Here is an 18,087-nt window from a genome sequence, read left to right as displayed (position 1 = left end):
AAACAATTCGCTCAAAAAACCTCAAAAGCCAGAGCCGCCCCAAAACACGACGACGCGCCTTTAGCGGCGCCTCATAACAAGACGACCGCGCCCAAAAATATTGCATGTAGAAGTGTGCAATCGGCATTTTTGGCGCACCACAATACTGCACACCACCACGCAGCCCAGCAAAAGCCCTCCGCTATCGGCTCAAGCTCCATAGCAGCGCCACGAGCAAGACGGCGCTGACCCCCTGCCAAAACCGCAGGGGGTTGCGGTGAACCAAGGGCTGAAATTCCCTGACCTGATAGCTGGGGTTGGGGTGATGAAGATCGTGCATAAACTCTGCGATGTCGTGATACCGCAGGTCGGGGTTAATACTCAACGCACGCTTTAGCGCGCGATCCATCCAATACGGAATATGCGGGTTGTAATCACTGGCAGAAACGTACTGCAGGCGCGAGTAATCACCGGCGCTGCGGCACTGCTCCAGCTTGCCCTCATAGGGCAGGGTTCCACAGAGCATTTCAAAGGCCACGACGGCCAGGGAAAACTGGTCAGCCCGCGCACTCGGCGGTTTGCGCAATACGTGCTCCGGTGCTGAATACTGCGCGGTACCCAGAATATGATCACGCTCTAACGGCACCGCGATCTCAGCTAAGCCAGCCACATGGCAGCTGCCAAAGTCGATAATGCGCACCCTGCCATCACCGTCCATCATTACATTGTCGGGCTTAATGTCTTGGTGGAGGGTATCGCGCCGATGCATCGCCTGCAGGCCCTTGGCCAACTGACTGAGCACCGCCACCGCCTCACTCACGGCCGATCGGTCGCGCGCGGCCATCCACTGCGCCAGCGACTGACCGGGAATATATTCAGCAAGGTAGTACAAACAGCTTGGCCGCTGGGGCGGCTCAACCACCGACACAACAGCCGGATGCTCCAATCGCTTCGCGATCCAGCTCTCCAGCACAAAGCGCTCGATGTAGGCCGGGTCATCCAAGTACAGCAATGACGGCGTTTTCATCACTAACTGGCGCTGGTTGCGAGTATCCACAACCCGATACAACTGGCTGCGCGGGCTGGCGTGAAGTTCTTCTTCAATGCGCAAACCGTCGACCACCGCACCCGGCGGCAGCGGCGGCGGGAATGGCAAGGCACTCAGCTGCTGATAAACATCGTCGGCATCGGCCAGCGGCAGCGCCTCTACACGCAGCAGCTGACAACTGAGGTTATCCTTGCTGCCCGCGGCCAATGCATCGTCGATCAACTGCTCGCAGGCGGGCTCCAGCGCACCGGACGCCTCGGCAAGGCGCTGGCGAATCTGCTCGTCAGGCAGCACGTCGTGAATACCGTCGGTAGAAAGTAAAAACAGGTCCCCACAGCAGATATCGACTGAGCGATAGTCGACATCGAGATTGACGTCCAGCCCCATTGCCCGGGTCAAATACGCGTGCTCCGGAGAGATGCGCCGAGCGTGGTCGCGCGTCAGCTGTTCCAGCGCGCCGTCGCGTAGCCGGTATATGCGGCTATCCCCCACATGGAACAAGTGGGCGAGCTGGGACTTAAATACCGCCACACTCAGGGTAGACACATAGCCCTTTTCCGCCTGCGCATAGCCCTGACCCTGGGCAAACAGCCAGCGATTCAATGCATTTAATACCTGTTGCGCGGAGCGCTTCACCGACCATGACTCAGGCGTTGAAAAGTAGTCATTCAGAAAGCCGGTAATGCAGCTTTCCGCCGCCTCTTTGCCCGCCTCGGCCGCCGACACACCATCGGCAATAGCCGCGACGGCGCCCTTGGTCGTCAGCAGTGAACCCTCGGGCACTCGCGCGCCGAGACTGTCCTCATTAAACGGCTTAAGCCCAGCGCTACTGCGCTGGGCTATGCTCAATTTCAGTCCACCATCCAGGTGCAAAACACCACTCCTTTTCGAGTTGAGGTTGCAGACTAGCTCACTTCAATCAGCGCCACACTGCCATCGTCGTTGTATTCGGCAATGTGTCCCTGTGGCTCTTCCATAAATTGCACCGCAACAAACACAAAGGCAGCGCAAGCGGCGATCACCATAAAGAAGCTGGAAGCATCGACAAAGCTGAGGACGGTCAGGAAGATAACTGCACCCACATTACCGTAAGCGCCGGTCATACCCGCAATCTGCCCGGTCATACTGCGCTTGACCAACGGCACGATGGCAAACACCGCACCTTCGCCAGCCTGTACGAAGAAGGAGCAACACATGGTCGCCAATACCGCCAGCAGCAGCGGCCACGTTGACGTGATCTGACTGAGCAGCATATAGCCCACCGCCAAACCGCAGATCAAAATGCTCAGCGAGCGACGACGGCCAAACCGGTCAGACAGGTAGCCGCCACTGGGACGAGCAAGCAGGTTCATGAATGCAAAGCCGGAGGCCAACATGCCCGCTTTTACGGCGGTCAGCTCAAAGGTCTCCATAAAGAACAGCGGCAACATCGATACCACCGCGAGCTCAGAGCCAAAGGTAACCAGGTAGGCAACATTCAGAATAGCCACTTGCTTGAAGGGGTATTTCTGCATGGCGGGGATTTCTACATTATTCAATACATCGTGGTTAACGCGCAGAATCTGGCTCACTTGCACGATGAACAACACCACCAGCACACCGTAAAGCGACATTGCGGCAACGCCATTTAACATACCCAGATTCGACGGCGACAGCTTCCAGGTCAGTACTGCCAGCGCCAGGTACATGGGGATGCACATGGCAATGTAAAACACCAAGTCGCGCTTGCTGGTTACCACCAAGCCGCCACTTTTCTTTGGCTTGAAGTAGGTAGACCCCTTGGGCGTGTTGCGCGCACGTGAGTAAAAGAACACGCCGTAGATCATTGCCATCACACCCGTGCTGGCAATGGCGTAGCGCCAGCCATCGTCGCCACCGAACATCAGCGCCAGGGTTGGCAGGGTCATCGCGGCTGCCGCCGAACCAAAGTTACCCCAGCCACCGTAAACGCCCTCGGCCAAGCCGACCTGGCGCGCGGGAAACCACTCACCAACAAGGCGAATACCAATCACAAAGCCCGCGCCAATAAAACCCATTAAAAAACGCAGCAGCGCGATGGTTTCATAGCTGTCGGCAAACGCAAACGCGATACACATGGCGCCGCCACTAACGAGGAGTGCCGAGTAGATAATGCGCGGACCGTAGCGATCCACCAGCATACCAACCACCACGCGGGCGGGAATCGTCAGCGCCACATTGAGAATCATCAGGGCTTTCACTTGCTGCCCGGTAAGATCGAAGGCCTCTTTAATAGAGGCCAGCATCGGTGCGTGGCTAAACCACACGACAAAAGTCAGGAAGAAGGCAAACCAGCTCAGATGCAGCAAGCGGATTTTATCCTGCTTGAGATCGAGCAAATTTAATGTAGAGGACGACATAGTAGCTCCATTCAGCCAACGAGGAATTTGCTTGCTGCTGAGCAAACGCCGTGCCAAACATCAACACCAACCCACTAAGCAATTGATATTGTTAACAATAAATATGACTTAGCGACGACTTAACGCGACCAGGCAAGTGCCAGCCACCACCGCCAACCGCCTGCGACCTGAATTTTCGCCCCCCGATGAAGCAGCGCGCCCCAGAAACAATCAGCCGCGCCACACCACAAAGCACCAAAATGCGCCCCAAGTTCGAGCACAAAAATACAAAAACCATATAAATCAAACACATAATAAACACAAAATTCACTGGCACGTCTTTTGCTTAATGCCTGTTACACGCCCCAGGGCACATTAATAATGCAGCACTCCCCGGTGCTGCCAATGGTAGAAAGAAGCAAAGGACGTCACTATGAGCCATAAACAGCGCTTGCTTGTTGTGGGCAACGGCCCCGTTGGACATCAATTCCTAGAGTCAATCGTCGAAAGTGGCTGCGCGACGGATTACCAGATCACCGTAATCGGCGAAGAGCCCCGCCCCGCCTACGACCGCGTACACCTGACGGCCTGGTTTGAAACGCGACAAGCCGACGCGCTAAACATGGTTGCCGATGGCTTCTACGCGACAAACAATATCGACGTTAGATGCGGTGAAAAAGTTGTCGCCATTGATCGCAATGCAAAAACCGCAACAACGGATTCAGGGCGCCACTACGACTATGACCAGCTGGTGCTGGCAACCGGCTCCTACCCCTTTGTTCCCCCTGTTCCCGGCCACGAGCGCGAAAACTGCTTTGTTTACCGCACCATCGAAGACCTTGAAGCGATCACCGCGGCCGCAAAAAATGCCTCTGTGGGCGCCGTGGTGGGCGGCGGCCTACTCGGCCTGGAGGCCGCTAAAGCCATTAAAGACCTGGGCCTGAAAACCCATGTCATTGAATTCGCGCCACGCCTGATGGCGGTACAGGTCGACGACGGCGGCGGCGCACTGCTGCGACGTAAGATCGAAGACCTTGGCGTTGAAGTGCACACCCAGAAAAACACGCAAAACATCGGCGACGGCGAGCACTGTGTGCACAAGCTGTCCTTCGCTGACGGCGCAGAACTGGAAACCGACATTCTGGTTTTCTCTGCAGGTATTCGCCCGCAAGATGCGCTGGCTCGCCAGTGCGAACTGGAGATCGGCGAACGCGGCGGCATCGCCATAAACAATTACTGCCAGACCTCTGACCCCGCCATCTATGCCATTGGCGAATGCGCGCTGTGGAACCAACGCATCTTTGGCCTGATTGCGCCGGGCAATGAAATGGCCCGCGTCGCCGCTGCGCATATCCTTGGCAACGGTGACGACAAGCAGTTCACCGGCGCAGACATGAGCACCAAGCTCAAGCTAATGGGCGTCGACGTTGCCTCGATTGGAGACGCCCACGGCAACACCCCCGGTGCCAAGTCCTATACCTTTATCGACGAACAAGCCGAGATTTATAAAAAGATAGTGGTTAGCGAAAGCGGCAAGCACTTGCTCGGCGCGGTATTGGTGGGCGATGCCGACGACTACGGCAATTTGCTGCAATTTGCGCTCAATGGCATCGAGCTTCCCGAACACCCGGAAGCGATGATTCTCCCCAATATTGACGGCAGTGCGAGCGTTGGCCTCGGGGTGGATGCCCTCCCCGACAGCGCGCAAATCTGCAGCTGCAACAACGTCAGCAAGGGCGATATCTGCGCGGCGGTGCAGGGCGGCGCACTGACCGTTGGCGATGTAAAAAGCTGCACCAAGGCCGCCAGCACCTGCGGCGGCTGTACCGCCCTGGTGGGCCAGGTGGTCAACGCTGAGCTCACCAAACTTGGTGTTGAAGTGAATACCGACCTCTGTGAACATTTCCCCTACACTCGCCAGGAGCTGTTCCACTTAATCCGCGTAGGCGGTATTAAATCCTTTGACGAGTTATTGGAGAAGCACGGTTCCGGTAAAGGCTGCGCCATCTGTAAACCGACGGCAGCATCCATCTTCGCCTCCTGCTGGAACGAGTACATTCTGGAAAATCAGCACGCCGGCCTGCAAGACACCAATGACCGCTTCCTCGCGAATATGCAGAACAACGGCACCTTCTCTGTTGTGCCGCGCATGGCAGGCGGTGAGGTCACTCCGGACGGCTTGATCACCGTGGGTAGCATCGCCAAAAAATACAAGCTGTACACCAAAATCACCGGCGGCCAGCGGGTGGATTTGTTCGGCGCTACCCTCGACCAACTTCCGGCGATATGGAAGGAACTGATCGATGCCGGTTTTGAAAGTGGCCACGCCTACGGCAAGTCGCTGCGCACGGTGAAGTCCTGCGTGGGCTCCAGCTGGTGTCGCTACGGCGTGCAAGACAGCGTTGGTCAGGCCATCAACCTGGAGAACCGCTACAAAGGCCTGCGTTCACCCCACAAGATAAAAATGGCGGTGTCTGGCTGTACCCGCGAGTGCGCCGAAGCGCAGAGTAAGGACGTTGGCGTGATCGCCACGGAAAAAGGCTGGAACCTCTACGTGTGCGGCAACGGTGGCATGAAGCCCCGCCACGCCGACCTCTTTGCCTCCGACATCGATACCGAAACCCTGGTGAAATACGTCGACCGCTTGTTGATGCTCTACGTGCGCACCGCCGACCGCCTGCAACGCACCTCGGTGTGGATGGAAAACCTTGAGGGCGGTCTGGACTATCTGCGTCAGGTCATCATCGACGACTCACTGGGTATCTGCGACGAACTGGAGCGCGATATGCAAAGCGTGGTCGACAGCTACCAATGCGAGTGGAAGACCACCATCGAAGACGAGCAAAAACTCAAACAATTCCGATCCTTCGTGAATGCCGATGACGGCGACAAAGACATTGTTTTCGTGGAAGAGCGCGGTCAAATCAGGCCCGCCAACGAAGAAGAAAAACAACTCAACAACAACTTAATTGCTGTTGCCTGAAGGTCTCACTGACAGGAGCCACACAGAGCAACGTAGCGAGAAACCTCGCACAAGTATGGAGATTAGCTATGAGCTGGACCACCGTCTGCACACTCGACGACATTTTACCCAATGCTGGCGCCGCCGCCTTAGTCGGCGACACGCAGCTTGCTGTCTTTCGCGTCGATGACCGCATCTTCGCACTGGACAACCACTGCCCCTTCAGTCGCGCCAATGTGCTGGCGCGGGGAATTGTTGGCAGCGTCGGCGACACGCTAGTGGTTGCCTCACCACTGTACAAACAGCATTTCAGTCTGGAGGCGGGACACTGCCTTGAAGACGACAGTATCTCTGTGCGTCGCTTCCCCGCGCGCAACGAGAACGGCCTGGTGCAGGTCCAACTATAAAACGCACCTTCCAAGGATTAGTCTCCCCCTTGCCGGCGGCAACTCCCCGTGCAGCCGGCCCTTTCACCACTCCCTTTCCCCGCCGCAATTTGCTTAAGCGCCCTGGCAACCGTTAGCCCCTGGCCTCAAAGTCAGGCCGAAGCCGGCGAAAAGCCGGCCGGCACGGCTGTGAATCAAATTAGTGTTAACCCGCCCTAGCGGGTATAATCAGCGCGATTTTTTCACCTTGCACACAGCTGATAACGGAAACGACTCATGAGCTATAACTCGATCCCAGCCGGCAAAGAACTGCCGCACGATATTTTCGTCGCCATCGAAATCCCTGCAAACAGCAGCCCTATCAAGTACGAGATTGAAAAAGAGTACGATGCGCTGATGGTTGACCGTTTCATGGCCACCCCAATGTTCTACCCAGCCAACTACGGCTACATCCCCAACACCCTGTCTGAAGACGGTGACCCGCTGGACGTACTGGTTGTGACACCCTACCCCGTTGTTCCCGGCTCAGTGATTCGTGCCCGTCCCATCGGCATTCTGAACATGAGCGACGAAGCGGGCAAAGACGCCAAATTGCTGGCCGTTCCCCACGACAAACTGAGCGTGCTCTACAAAGACGTAAAAGAGCCCTCTGACCTGCCCGAGCTGCTTATCCAGCAGATCGAGCACTTCTTCGAGAACTACAAAGACCTCGAAAAAGGCAAGTGGGTGAAGGTTGACGGTTGGGCAGGCAGCAAAGAAGCCCTGGCCGAAGTTGAAAAAGCCGCTGCTGCTTACAAAGGCTAAGTAGCGCCGCCTAAAAAAAGCCCGGTCTCTGAAAAGAGCCCGGGCTTTTTTGTGCCCGGCTTATCGCCATTCTTAACAAACCTACTGCCAAGCCTTGACCCTGTAGTAACCTACAAGCTCTATTCTGATCTCAGTAGCAACGGAATCAGGGGAATCACCATGGCTCAACTAAGGATTGGAGAACTCGCTAAAAAGCTCGACTGCACAGTGGAAACATTGCGCTTTTACGAGCGCGAGGGCTTACTGGCCGCCACCGGGCGCAGCGCCAATGGCTATCGCTTTTACAACACTGCCTCTATTAAGCAGCTAGAGTTTATCCTGCGCGCCAAGAGCATGGGCTTCAGCCTCGACGATATTCGCGAATTACTGGCCATTCGCGTCGACCCGGAAGCCAAGTCCTGTGGCGAAGTGAAGGGCATTGCCCAAGAGAAGCTCGCGCAGGTTGAACGAAAACTGAGTGAGCTGAAAAGCATCCGCGACGCCCTGAGCCGGGTTGTCGAGGCCTGCTGCGGTGGCGATGTTCCCGCCAATCACTGCAGTATCCTGCAAGCGCTCGATGACGAACTCAGTGCCCAGCAGGAGCAGCACGCATGAATTTCCTCAACAACCTCTACCTACTCAGTTTGGACGCCGCCCCCCTACTCGTTATGGGTTTGGTACTTGCCGGCTTGATGAAAGCCTGGATTCCCAATGCCCTGCTGGAACGGCAGCTGGGCAAACCCGGTATTGGCTCGGTGATCAAAGCGGCGCTATTTGGCGCCCCCATGCCCCTGTGCTCGTGCGGCGTTCTGCCGGTGGCGATGGGACTGCGACGCGCCGGCGCGTCGAAGGGCGCAACAGTATCGTTTTTGATTTCCACACCCGAGACCGGTGTCGACTCCATTGCCCTGAGCTACGGCCTACTGGGGCCGGTGATGACCATCGCGCGGCCCATTGTGGCCATCGTCAATGCCATTGCCGCGGGCTTGTTAACGGGCTGGAACGATAGCAAACCCGCAATACAAGAAGAGGCAACAACGTCCTGTTGCTCAAAGCGCTCTGCCGCACCGACGAAAACCACCTGGAGAGAGGGCCTTCACTACACCTTCGGGCGACTGCTTGAGGACATGCTGCCCTGGCTGTTGGTGGGCATGCTGTTTGCGGCGGCGGTGCAGACCTTTGTGCCAGCGGCCTGGCTGGCCGAATGGGGCCGCGGCCCCCTTGCCATGGTCGTAATGGTGTTGGTAGGTATTCCCATGTATATCTGTGCCAGCGCGTCCACGCCCATCGCCGCAGGACTGCTAATGGCGGGCGTATCACCTGGCGCGGTGCTGGTCTTTATGCTCGCGGGCCCGGCCAGCAATATCGCGGCGGTGGGAATGGTGCACAAGGAACTGGGACGCCGCGCGCTCGTTGCCTATCTGGGTACGGTAAGCACCATTAGTATCGCTGCGGGTCTGTTGCTAGACCAATTGGTGAGTCTGTTTAACTGGGAGATTAGCGGCGGGCAGGCACACCAGCACAGCATGCTGCCCGAGTGGTTGGCAGTGGCCGCGCTGGTCGTGCTGGCAGTAGCGGCCATTAAACCGCTGCGCCAACAGACCTTCGGCCGCTTACTTAACGCTTAAGACGCCACCTTGGGCTTGGCGCTTAACAGGCGCTGATAGAGTTTAGAGTTTTTGTGAATCGTTTTATGTTTCGCATAGGCTTCCACCGCGCGATGCCAAGCCTCATCACTGCCGTGAGCATTGAGTGAAAAACTCGTGCACACGGTCTTCTTCTCGACCTTTGACGCCACACCCACCTGAAAGATCGGCGTCAAATTGCCACTCTTCTCGGTCTTCAACAGATAGCTGATACCGCGCACGCTGCCATCTGGCTTGAAGCAGCGCTCTTCCTTGGTTTCCTCCAGAAAGCGCTTTTGCTGCGCTTCTAATTCTTGATCGCGTTCCATCGCTTGCTTCTCTATGGCCTTTTGCGCCCGTCCCTCTAGGCGCTTACCGTCTTTCTTCAGGGAGAAATACTCCTGATAGAGCTCACCCGCCACTGTCCGGCGGACCCGGTAGCCATAAAAAGCTTTGTTATCCAGCAACTTAACGCTCACACGCACCCCTTATCTATGCTTCTTTTTTGTTTTCTTATGTCATTGTCACTACCGCCGCAGCAGCAATGTCACTATTGGCAGACATTGTAATCTAAACATTCTGACGAAATTATCAAGCTGCTGCGACAAAAACCGTGACACAGACGCACAAAAATCGCGCCCGAGGCTCAGGCTCAAAGGAGCATGGGCGCTAGCTGTCGCCGTTAATGTTCTGATCCATATTCAGGGCGGGGATTTCTCGCGACAGGCGCCCGACCGGCTTCGCGGGTACGCCCGCCACGGTGGTATGGGCGGCAACAGGGTTGAGCACCACACTACCCGCGGCGATCTTTGCGCCTTCACCAACGGTGATATTGCCCAGCACCTTGGCACCGGCGGCGATCAACACACCGTCTTCAATGTGTGGGTGCCGTGGGCCGCGACCACTGCCGCAGCCGCCGAGGGTCACGGAGTGCAGCATGGAAACATTATTGCCCACCACCGCGGTTTCACCAATCACGACGCCGGTGGCGTGATCGACCATAATACCGCGGCCAATGCGCGCGGCCGGGTGAATATCAACATCGAATACGGTGGCGATGCGATTTTGCAAAAACAGCGATAAGGACTCGCGCCCCTGCTGCCACAGCCAATGGGCGATACGGTGGGCCTGAATCGCCTGAAAGCCTTTAAAGTACAGAAAGGGCATACCGTAGTGGTCACAGGCGGGGTCGCGATCGTAGTGGGCGCAAATATCAGCCACGGCTGCGGCGAGCACCTCCGGGTCAGCGGCATACGCCTCGCTTGCGACATCGCGTATCAGCATCGCGGGCACCGAATCGCAGCCCAGGCGCGAGGCAATATGAAAACTCAATGCGGCAGAAAAGCTACCGTGATTGAGAATACTGGCGTGATAAAAGCTGGCCAGTACGGGTTCATTGCGACCAAAGGCCTTGGCCTCCTCCTGCATAGCGGCCCACAGCTGCGCGACGCTTAAATTCAATATTCTTCTCCTACTGCCAACAGCGGTGCATACGCTGAAGGGTATGCCTCTTTAGGCACAGCAACATAGCGACGATACAACTCGTCTAAGTGCGTCAGTATCGGCTCTTTAAGTTCGATATCCGCCTCGGCGAGTACCTGGCGCAATCGCCCTGGCGTGAGTGCGGACTCACAGCGTGCCGACAGCGGCGCATAGCTTAAATGCCAACGCTCCGGAGCGATACCCCCGCGGTCTTCAGCATAGGGTCGAAAGAAACCATAACTGGCACCGTTGGCAAGTTGGTGGTCTAGCCAGTCGTGCAACGGAGCAAAGGGGCCGCCGTCGTTCACCTCCTGCGGGCTGAGCTGTACCGAATAATCACTGGCCACCGCCGCGGCGTCATACACGTCGATGTCGCTGCCCCAATGGTGGCGGGAGGCGCCGGGCAGGGCTGACCAACGCAAGATAGCATCGAGCAACTGCTCACAGCTTAATTCGTTAAAACACAGGGCCTGGCCGTCGCTATCGAGCAGCGGGCGGCGACCACTGGCCTTCGCATTCCAGATCGCCAACTGTCGGTCAAAGCCGCGGAACCCGCTGACAATTTTCAACTCAAAGCCAGCGCGCGCGGCATCTGATCGCAGCGCTTCGAAGGGCGCAACAATCGCGGGATGAACGGGACAGCCCAGCACATCCACCATCAGCGATTCGTCTTGCCCACACAGGAGCGCTTCTGTCAGTCGGTAATCGTCCATGTCGTCGCGGGTTCTGATAGTGTCCACCTTTCAAGTCATGGCATCATAGTAACGCCATCAACTCAGTGGCGAAACCAGGAGCAAAAATACTGTGGAAGCTCACACCGCCGACCACAAAAAAATCGCGTTAGCACTGGGCAGTGGCTCTGCCCGAGGCATGGCACATATTGGCGTTATTCAACGCCTGGGAGAACTGGGCATCAAGCCCGATATTATTGTCGGCACTTCCATCGGCTCGGTGATTGCCGCCTGCTATCTCACTGAACACCTGGACGATTTTTCAGCCTGGATTCAAACACTGAGCAGCGCCCAGGTTTTCCACTACATGAGTGTTAGCCTGACAGCCGCAGGCGGTGTGGCTCACGCGACACGACTGATCGACTACTTCATCAGTGAATACGGCAACCCCAATATCGAAGACTTATCGCTGCCCTTTGCCGCCGTCGCAACAGACCTCCAGCGCGGCCGAGAAGTGTGGCTGCAGCGCGGCCCGCTGTGGGAGGCCGTACGTGCATCAATGGCGGTGCCCGGTGTATTAACGCCGGTGGCTCACCGCGACTCCTGGCTTGTGGACGGCGGCTTGGTAAACCCCGTTCCGGTGTCGGTGTGCCGCGCCCTCGGTGCCGACATCACCATTGGCGTTGACCTGAACAGCGACTTGGTTGGCCGCCGCAAAATTGAGCGAGACGCTCGCGCGCCCGACAACGAGCAGCAGCGCAAAGAGGAGATCGCCGAAGAGGAGGAGGCCGAGGAGGATCACCCCGCTATCGGCCCGGATACTGACGGAGAGGGCGACGAAGAATCGCAACTCGCCGCCGCGTTCAGCCGCTTTGCCAGCAGCGTAAAAGAAGCGGCCAGCAACTGGCGCAGCCCCAGCGAGAAAAAGCCAGAAGCGCCCGGCACCCTCAGCGTGATGATGAGCTCGATCAATATTATGCAGGACCGCATTACCCGCTCTCGCCTGGCCGGCGAACCGGCGGATATTATGCTGTGGCCGCGCCTGGGACACATCGGCTTGCTGGACTTTGGCGATGCCGCCGAGGCCATTGCCGAGGGCCGCGACGCCGTGGATCGCATGCTGCCCGCGATACGCCACGCCTTTAATAGCGAAGGTGATGACCGACTTGTCCAGACCGCCCCCGCCGGAGACCAGGAACTGTGACTGTACTTTGCCGCCTTGACGAGATCCCCGAGCCCGGCTCTAAAGGCCTTAGCTATCAAGGTCACTCACTGTTTGCGGTCCGCAGTAATGGCGGGGTTTACCTGTATCGCAATCGCTGCCCCCACCTCGGCATTGAGCTGCACTGGCAGGAAGACCAATTCCTCGACGTGGAAGAAACGCTGATCCAATGCGCGACCCACGGCGCGCTGTTTATTATCGAGTCTGGTGAATGCGTCTCCGGTCCCTGCTTGGGTCAATCTTTGCAGGCACTGCGCTGCCGGGTAGAAAATGGCGAGCTATTACTCGACGAATTACTCGCCGAGCAGGCGCCCTAAGCCGTCACTGGCAGCGATGATTGCAGGCGCATCCCCTGCTCATCAATCTGCGCGCGATATGCCAGCAGTTGCACGCCATCGCGCTGAGCTTCAGCCAATTCGCGCGCATAGGCGGGGTCGATATCCGCCGCAGCTGCCACCGCGTTAATCCCCTCGTGCAACACCGCAAAAAGCAGCACCGCTTGCCCGCCCGCGGCAACGTGTTCACGCAAGCCGCGAATGTGGCGACGCGCCCGCGTGCTCACTGCATCGGGAAAACGACCGCCCCCGTCCTCGCTTAACAGGGTTACCGATTTAACCTCCACATTACAGGGGCCACTTGCTGTCTCCAGGACGAAGTCGATGCGACTGCCGTCGGGCAAACGCTGCTCAGTTTGATAGCCTGAACACCCAGCAAGCTCTGTGATCACTTGTTCATCCAAGGCCTCGGCCACCAGCTTATTGGCCAAGGCCGAGTGGATACACACCTTGTTACCGTCTACCTCTACCAACTGCCAGGTGTAGGCATACTTACGCTTGGGGTTGTCGCTGTAACTCAACCACACGCGACTACCGGGCGTATCGCAACCGGTCATGGCACCGGTGTTGGGGCAGTGTACGGTCAACTCGGTGCCGCACTCCAGGCGCACATCGGCGAGAAATCGCTTATAGCGACGAAGCAGTACAGCGGGAGTCAGAGGAGACGGCCATTGCATAAACGGGCACCCTTTTCATTTTGTTTTCTCAGCGACGTGATCGACGTTGCACATCTATCCTGAAGCTCTCACACTACCCACTAAGATTGTTAATCAGGGGCAGCCCAGCGCACAATGTTAAAAAAATTGTTGCTTAGCGTCAGTGTTTTACTGCTACTCATCATCATTGGCATCACCGTCATTGTTATTCAGCCACAGCTTCTGCAAGGCGCAATCTCGACGGGCGGCCAGCGTTTTGCCGGTCTCGACATCACCTTCGAGTCGCTCAGTTCCCACCGCAGCCCACTGCGGCTGGAGCTGAAGGGGCTGGAGCTTCGCAATCCCGACTGGCCCGAACCGACACTGTTACGCCTAGACACCTTGTCGCTGAAGCTTATCGCCTCCCCCTTTGACGACGGCGCCTTCTGGTCGCTGCACAGCCAAGGACTCACCGTTAACCTGGAGCACAACCGCGAGGGCGAACTCAACTGGCTGACCAGCAAACTACGTGGCAACGGCGAAACCCCTCCGCCAGATACTGAGCCTTCTTCCCCTGCCCCCGTGCAATTACCGGGCGATTTTAATTTTCAGGAAATTGTCCTACTAGACAGCCATATTCATATTCTGCGCGCCGACGGCGAGCGCTATCACATCGACCTGCCCGAGGTGAGAGGTGAGCGCAGTGAAACAGCGAACGGTCACCTCTCATTGGAGCTGGCCTATGCCCAGCACCATTTTTTGGTGAGCGGGGATATCGTGTTGTTTGATCCCAGTGCCGGTGTGCTGGACTATCAACTCGCCATCGAACATGAAGATGCACAACTGAAAAGCGAGGGCCGTCTATCGCTAAGCCCGGACCTATCCGGCAGCCGCATAGATCTATCCCTCGCCTTGCAGCGCCTGGAGGCACTGGCAACCATGGCAGGCTTGGAGCATGCACCAGCGCTACCCGAAAGCCGCCTGGCCACAACCTTAGTCATCGACAATGGCTACCAGCTCAGCGACACCACCCTGGCCCTTGGCGATAACACCCTGTCTGGCACCCTGACCATCGCCACTGATTTTTCGCAGGTCGACGCCACGCTGAGCAGCCCCGCATTGAATGTCGATGCACTGCAGGAAATTTTCGCGCCCGCCCCGCAGGAGTCAACACAGACCGATACGACAGCAGAACCAGCTGAGACCGCGATGGACTGGCAGTGGTTGAGCAAACCAGAAGTGAAAGCAACACTCGCGATTGAGCGACTGCTCGCCAGCGGCTGGCAACTGGATGCACTGAAGGTCACCGCCACAACGGGCGAGCAGCTGTCCGCGGACTTTAGTATTGCCACGGTAAGTGAGGCGGCCAGCCAACGCCAGCTAAACGACGTAACGGGGGAATTGCGCCTGACGCCATTGGCACCGCAGAGCGAAGGCGCTGATGCCCGATTAGAACTGGCATTAAGCGAGCGCGGCGTAAACATCGATATAGAAGGTGACGTTAACCTCAACGGCAAGGCTGGCAACGCGCTAAAGGTCCGCGCGCAAGCGCCACAAAGCGCACACCTTTGGGCACTGGCACAGCTGCCCTGGCAAGAAGCCGGCGCGCTGGAACTAACCGGGGAGTTCGCCAGTGAGGCGCAGCGCTACACGGTAAACAGTTCCGCCTCACTGGGTGAGCAACAGGCCGATGTAACGCTGGAATACAACACGCCTGAGGCCTTGGAGTACGGCCACCTAGACGGCCAATTAACCCTTAAAAACCTCTCGATGGCCTTCACTTCGCCCGCTAATGAAAGCGCTTCTACGCAAACCAGCACGCCGCGTCCGCGCGGCAAAAAATTGCTGAGTAAAGACCCCATCGCCTTTGATGCTCTGCATAAATTCGAAGGCCAGCTAAACATTGATCTTCAAGATGTCGATACCGGCTATACCTACATTAAGCGAGCCGCTCTCGCGCCCAGCGTGAAGAAAGGTGTGCTGACTCTCAGCGACAGTCGCATTCTCACCAACGGCGGTGAAGCTCAGCTTTCCGCGCGGTTGGACGCCAACGGCGAGCGCCCGCAACTGCGCAGTGAAATCCGTGTTGACGGTAGCGACTACGGCAAGCTCGGTTTGGAAAAAGCGGCGGGCATCCGCGGTGGTACTGGCGATATACGCCTTAATCTGCGCGCCAGCGGAAACAGCCCTGCTGACCTGGCCGCCTCCCTCAACGGCCAGGTCGATATCAAAATTACCGACCTGGAGGCCAAGGGCAATGCGCTGAACCTGATCGGTAGCGACGTGCTCACTGAAACGTTTAACAAGCTCAATCCCTTTCGGGAAAAACGCAGCACCACACAGATCGAGTGTCTGGCCGTGCACTTTAAAGGCAATGACGGCAAATTCATTAGCAACGACGGCATCGCTCTGGAAACCGAGGCCAGTAAGATTATCGGTACAGGCCATATCGATTTTGCCAACGAAGAGTTGCGGTTCGGTATTTCGCCCATCGCTCGCAAGGGCGTTGGCATTAATGTTGGCGCCGCCGCCGGCTTGGTGCGACTGGGAGGCAGCTTCAGCAAACCGCGCGTGGAGGCCGACCCCGGTGGTATGTTTACCTCGGGTCTCTCTACTGGTGCAGCCATTTATACAGGCGGTCTGTCGCTGGTCGCGCAGGGTTTAATGAAGCGCGCGCTGTATTCGGGAAGTGCCTGTGATGGCGCCTTGGAAGAAATTCCCAGCGCTGACGAACTACCTCCGGAGTTACTGCAACCTGCTGACAACCCCGCCGCACCGGCCAGCACAGAACAAGTGACTCAGCCCAAGACCTAAGAGAGCCCGAGCCCTGGGCGGGTTAGTCAGCCATTTTCTTTAAGCGGTACACCCGAAAGCCATCCTGTTCGCAGAGCAGCTCATGCTCAGTGAACAGCGCTGCGGCATAGCGCGGCAGGGGAATAAACTGGTTGACCACAAACAGCGCTTCGCCATTACGCTTGAGCAAGCGCGCGGCGGCCTTTAGGAATCGCTCAATCAGACCGCCTTCAATAGCAAAGCCCTGATGAAACGGCGGGTTACACAGCACTAAATCCACCGGCCCACGGAGGCCATCGGCACAATCGGCCAGTTGGATGTCTGCAGTCAGACCGTGCACTTTCGCATTTTTCTCGCAGGCGAGTAGCGCTGTGGCATTGTTGTCGGTCATCAACCATTGGCAGTCAGGAAGTTGTTGGGCGGCCATAATACTGAGATAGCCATAGCCGCAACCAAGGTCAGCCAGCCGTTTGGGGGCACGCGCCGTTGACGCCAACACGTCGGATAGTTGCTCAATTAGCAGAGCGCTGCCGCGATCGATTTTCTGCCAGCCGTAGATACCCGGCTTGCTGTACATAGCCGGCGACTCGTGGATCAGCCGCAGTTGCCGGTAGTCTTTATCTGGCAACCTCGCATCGCTGTCACCCTGTTTGGTCAGGGTGGCAACATAGGCACCGGCGTCGCACTTTTCGATGTGGCGCGAGGCATCGAATACCTTGGCAGCTTTGTCAGCGTAGCCTTTCACACCATCATTCTTGTAGCCGCTAAGCAGCAGGCGCCCCCCAACCGGGAGCGCTGACATCGCGACGTTGATTAACATGTTGACCAGCGGCCTTTCTTTCGACACGCGGTACACAATAGTCTGCGGCGGTGCCTCAAGCGTTGCGGGCACGTCAAAGTCGCCCAACGACACGGAAAATCCCTCGGCAGAGAGCGCCTGAGCGGTATCGCAGCGATTACTAAATACGTGGCAGTCACTCCGCGCGGCCGGCAGCTCTCCCGAGACCTGTTCGTCGGCAAACCACCAAACCGGGCCCGCGAGTTCGGGCAGGCGGTCATAGAGCTGTTGCAGCGGCCCATCATTCATTTGGTGTCATCACGCTTGCGCGCTCCTCAGCGGTTAGCGGGCGGTACTCGCCCTCTTCCAGGGTTTCATCGAGTTCAATACCCCCAATCGCCTCGCGATGCAGCTCGATAACGGCATTTCCCAGCGCGCCAAACATGCGTTTAACCTGGTGGTAACGCCCCTCGCAAATACGCAGGCGCGCTTCGCAGCTGGCGAGAATTTCCAGCTCGGCAGGTAAGGTACGCTGCTTGTCGTCTTTCAGGAAAATACCTTTCGCGAACTTTGCTATCGCCGCCTCGGCTATGGGCTCGGCCGTGCGCAGCCAGTATCGCTTCCAACACTGCTGCTTGGGCGAGGTAACGGCGTGAGACCAATTGCCATCGTCAGTCAGCAACACCAGACCAGTGGTATCTATATCCAAGCGACCGGCAACGTGCAGCTTCTCGGGATTATCTTCATCGAGCAAATCCAGCACCGTTAAATGCCTGCGATCGCGGGCTGCGCAAACATAGTCCTGCGGTTTATTGAGCATAAAATAACGTGGCTGAGCACTGCGCAGTGGCTGCCCGCGCAGACGGATATCGGCATCCTCGGCGACCGCTGCTCGCGGATCGGTCAATAGCGAGCCGTCGAGACTGACCTCACCGGCTTTAATTAGGCGCTTGGCATCACTGCGAGAATAGTCAGTCACCGTTGCCAAAAAGCGATCTAGGCGGATGGTTTTACTGGAAGACACCCAATAT

General features: G+C 57.4%; 16 protein-coding genes. 8 read left to right on the top strand and 8 right to left on the bottom strand.

Translation table 11 applies throughout. The annotated features are described in order from the left end of the window. Positions 1-181: 181 nt before the first annotated feature. Positions 182-1,876, bottom strand: a complete 1,695-nt coding sequence (locus AC2Q8J_RS13320) for a bifunctional protein-serine/threonine kinase/phosphatase (RefSeq protein WP_486451503.1) — start codon at positions 1,874-1,876, stop codon at positions 182-184. Positions 1,877-1,932: 56 nt separating this feature from the next. Further along, positions 1,933-3,405: a NarK family nitrate/nitrite MFS transporter gene (locus AC2Q8J_RS13315; RefSeq protein ID WP_286839209.1), complete on the bottom strand. Its 1,473-nt coding sequence runs from the start codon at positions 3,403-3,405 to the stop codon at positions 1,933-1,935. A 412-nt stretch (positions 3,406-3,817) separates the two neighbouring features. Here AC2Q8J_RS13315 and nirB point away from each other — a divergent pair, with 412 nt between their 5' ends. From nirB to AC2Q8J_RS13290, 5 genes are all read left to right on the top strand, one after another. Beyond that, positions 3,818-6,367, top strand: a complete 2,550-nt coding sequence (gene nirB / locus AC2Q8J_RS13310; protein ID WP_486451502.1) for a nitrite reductase large subunit NirB — start codon at positions 3,818-3,820, stop codon at positions 6,365-6,367. A gap of 68 nt (positions 6,368-6,435) precedes the next feature. Beyond that, positions 6,436-6,753: a nitrite reductase small subunit NirD gene (gene nirD, locus AC2Q8J_RS13305; RefSeq protein ID WP_204996310.1), complete on the top strand. Its 318-nt coding sequence runs from the start codon at positions 6,436-6,438 to the stop codon at positions 6,751-6,753. Between the two features lie 255 nt (positions 6,754-7,008). Then, a complete protein-coding gene (gene ppa, locus AC2Q8J_RS13300) occupies positions 7,009-7,536 on the top strand; it encodes an inorganic diphosphatase (protein WP_027873978.1) in 528 nt (175 codons plus the stop codon). A gap of 159 nt (positions 7,537-7,695) precedes the next feature. Further along, complete coding sequence (zntR, locus tag AC2Q8J_RS13295; protein ID WP_286694613.1) at positions 7,696-8,130, top strand: Zn(2+)-responsive transcriptional regulator; 435 nt, start codon at positions 7,696-7,698, stop codon at positions 8,128-8,130. Beyond that, positions 8,127-9,143, top strand: coding sequence for an SO_0444 family Cu/Zn efflux transporter (locus AC2Q8J_RS13290; RefSeq protein ID WP_486451501.1), 1,017 nt, complete (start codon positions 8,127-8,129; stop codon positions 9,141-9,143). Before zntR ends, AC2Q8J_RS13290 begins: the two co-directional genes overlap by 4 nt. Here AC2Q8J_RS13290 and AC2Q8J_RS13285 read toward each other — a convergent pair. The 3 genes from AC2Q8J_RS13285 to AC2Q8J_RS13275 form a co-directional block, all read right to left on the bottom strand. Then, the gene (locus AC2Q8J_RS13285) at positions 9,140-9,619 is read right to left on the bottom strand and encodes a hypothetical protein (RefSeq protein ID WP_027873981.1); all 480 of its coding nucleotides are present in this window, start codon (positions 9,617-9,619) and stop codon (positions 9,140-9,142) included. The genes AC2Q8J_RS13290 and AC2Q8J_RS13285 overlap by 4 nt on opposite strands. A 190-nt stretch (positions 9,620-9,809) precedes the next feature. Continuing rightward, complete coding sequence (gene cysE / locus AC2Q8J_RS13280) at positions 9,810-10,568, bottom strand: serine O-acetyltransferase (protein WP_204996345.1); 759 nt, start codon at positions 10,566-10,568, stop codon at positions 9,810-9,812. 29 nt (positions 10,569-10,597) lie between these two features. After that, on the bottom strand, positions 10,598-11,362 hold the full coding sequence (locus AC2Q8J_RS13275; protein ID WP_286694615.1) for a M15 family metallopeptidase: 765 nt from the start codon (positions 11,360-11,362) through the stop codon (positions 10,598-10,600). Between the two features lie 64 nt (positions 11,363-11,426). Here AC2Q8J_RS13275 and AC2Q8J_RS13270 point away from each other — a divergent pair, with 64 nt between their 5' ends. Both AC2Q8J_RS13270 and AC2Q8J_RS13265 read left to right on the top strand, forming a co-directional pair. Continuing rightward, positions 11,427-12,497: a patatin-like phospholipase family protein gene (locus AC2Q8J_RS13270; protein WP_286839218.1), complete on the top strand. Its 1,071-nt coding sequence runs from the start codon at positions 11,427-11,429 to the stop codon at positions 12,495-12,497. Continuing rightward, on the top strand, positions 12,494-12,832 hold the full coding sequence (locus tag AC2Q8J_RS13265; protein ID WP_286839220.1) for a Rieske (2Fe-2S) protein: 339 nt from the start codon (positions 12,494-12,496) through the stop codon (positions 12,830-12,832). The genes AC2Q8J_RS13270 and AC2Q8J_RS13265 overlap by 4 nt, the downstream gene beginning before the upstream one ends. Here the strand turns inward: AC2Q8J_RS13265 and sfsA are convergent. After that, complete coding sequence (gene sfsA / locus AC2Q8J_RS13260) at positions 12,829-13,527, bottom strand: DNA/RNA nuclease SfsA (protein ID WP_424143117.1); 699 nt, start codon at positions 13,525-13,527, stop codon at positions 12,829-12,831. The two genes, AC2Q8J_RS13265 and sfsA, sit on opposite strands and share 4 nt — an antisense overlap. Before the next feature lie 114 nt (positions 13,528-13,641). On the opposite strand from sfsA, the gene AC2Q8J_RS13255 reads away from it, so the two are divergent. Beyond that, positions 13,642-16,299: an AsmA family protein gene (locus AC2Q8J_RS13255; RefSeq protein ID WP_424144841.1), complete on the top strand. Its 2,658-nt coding sequence runs from the start codon at positions 13,642-13,644 to the stop codon at positions 16,297-16,299. A gap of 22 nt (positions 16,300-16,321) precedes the next feature. On the opposite strand, the gene AC2Q8J_RS13250 is transcribed toward AC2Q8J_RS13255, so the two are convergent. Continuing rightward, positions 16,322-17,365, bottom strand: coding sequence for a class I SAM-dependent methyltransferase (locus tag AC2Q8J_RS13250; RefSeq protein ID WP_424144840.1), 1,044 nt, complete (start codon positions 17,363-17,365; stop codon positions 16,322-16,324). Next, positions 17,358-18,080, bottom strand: a complete 723-nt coding sequence (rsuA, locus tag AC2Q8J_RS13245) for a 16S rRNA pseudouridine(516) synthase RsuA (protein ID WP_374973859.1) — start codon at positions 18,078-18,080, stop codon at positions 17,358-17,360. Before rsuA ends, AC2Q8J_RS13250 begins: the two co-directional genes overlap by 8 nt. Between the last annotated feature and the right edge of the window lie 7 nt (positions 18,081-18,087).

The sequence above is a fragment of the Spongiibacter sp. C9W genome (assembly GCF_057370015.1).
Note: the sequence above shows the minus strand (reverse complement) of the source record. Positions and strands in the feature narration are given on the sequence as shown.

Coding starts and splice junctions, on each gene's coding strand:
- cysE (WP_204996345.1), bottom strand. CDS start 10,568: ATGCAGGAGGAGGCCAAGGCCTTTGGTCGCAATGAACCCGTACTGGCC.
- nirD (WP_204996310.1), top strand. CDS start 6,436: ATGAGCTGGACCACCGTCTGCACACTCGACGACATTTTACCCAATGCT.
- AC2Q8J_RS13290 (WP_486451501.1), top strand. CDS start 8,127: ATGAATTTCCTCAACAACCTCTACCTACTCAGTTTGGACGCCGCCCCC.
- AC2Q8J_RS13315 (WP_286839209.1), bottom strand. CDS start 3,405: ATGTCGTCCTCTACATTAAATTTGCTCGATCTCAAGCAGGATAAAATC.
- nirB (WP_486451502.1), top strand. CDS start 3,818: ATGAGCCATAAACAGCGCTTGCTTGTTGTGGGCAACGGCCCCGTTGGA.
- sfsA (WP_424143117.1), bottom strand. CDS start 13,527: ATGCAATGGCCGTCTCCTCTGACTCCCGCTGTACTGCTTCGTCGCTAT.
- ppa (WP_027873978.1), top strand. CDS start 7,009: ATGAGCTATAACTCGATCCCAGCCGGCAAAGAACTGCCGCACGATATT.
- zntR (WP_286694613.1), top strand. CDS start 7,696: ATGGCTCAACTAAGGATTGGAGAACTCGCTAAAAAGCTCGACTGCACA.
- AC2Q8J_RS13250 (WP_424144840.1), bottom strand. CDS start 17,365: ATGAATGATGGGCCGCTGCAACAGCTCTATGACCGCCTGCCCGAACTC.
- AC2Q8J_RS13255 (WP_424144841.1), top strand. CDS start 13,642: ATGTTAAAAAAATTGTTGCTTAGCGTCAGTGTTTTACTGCTACTCATC.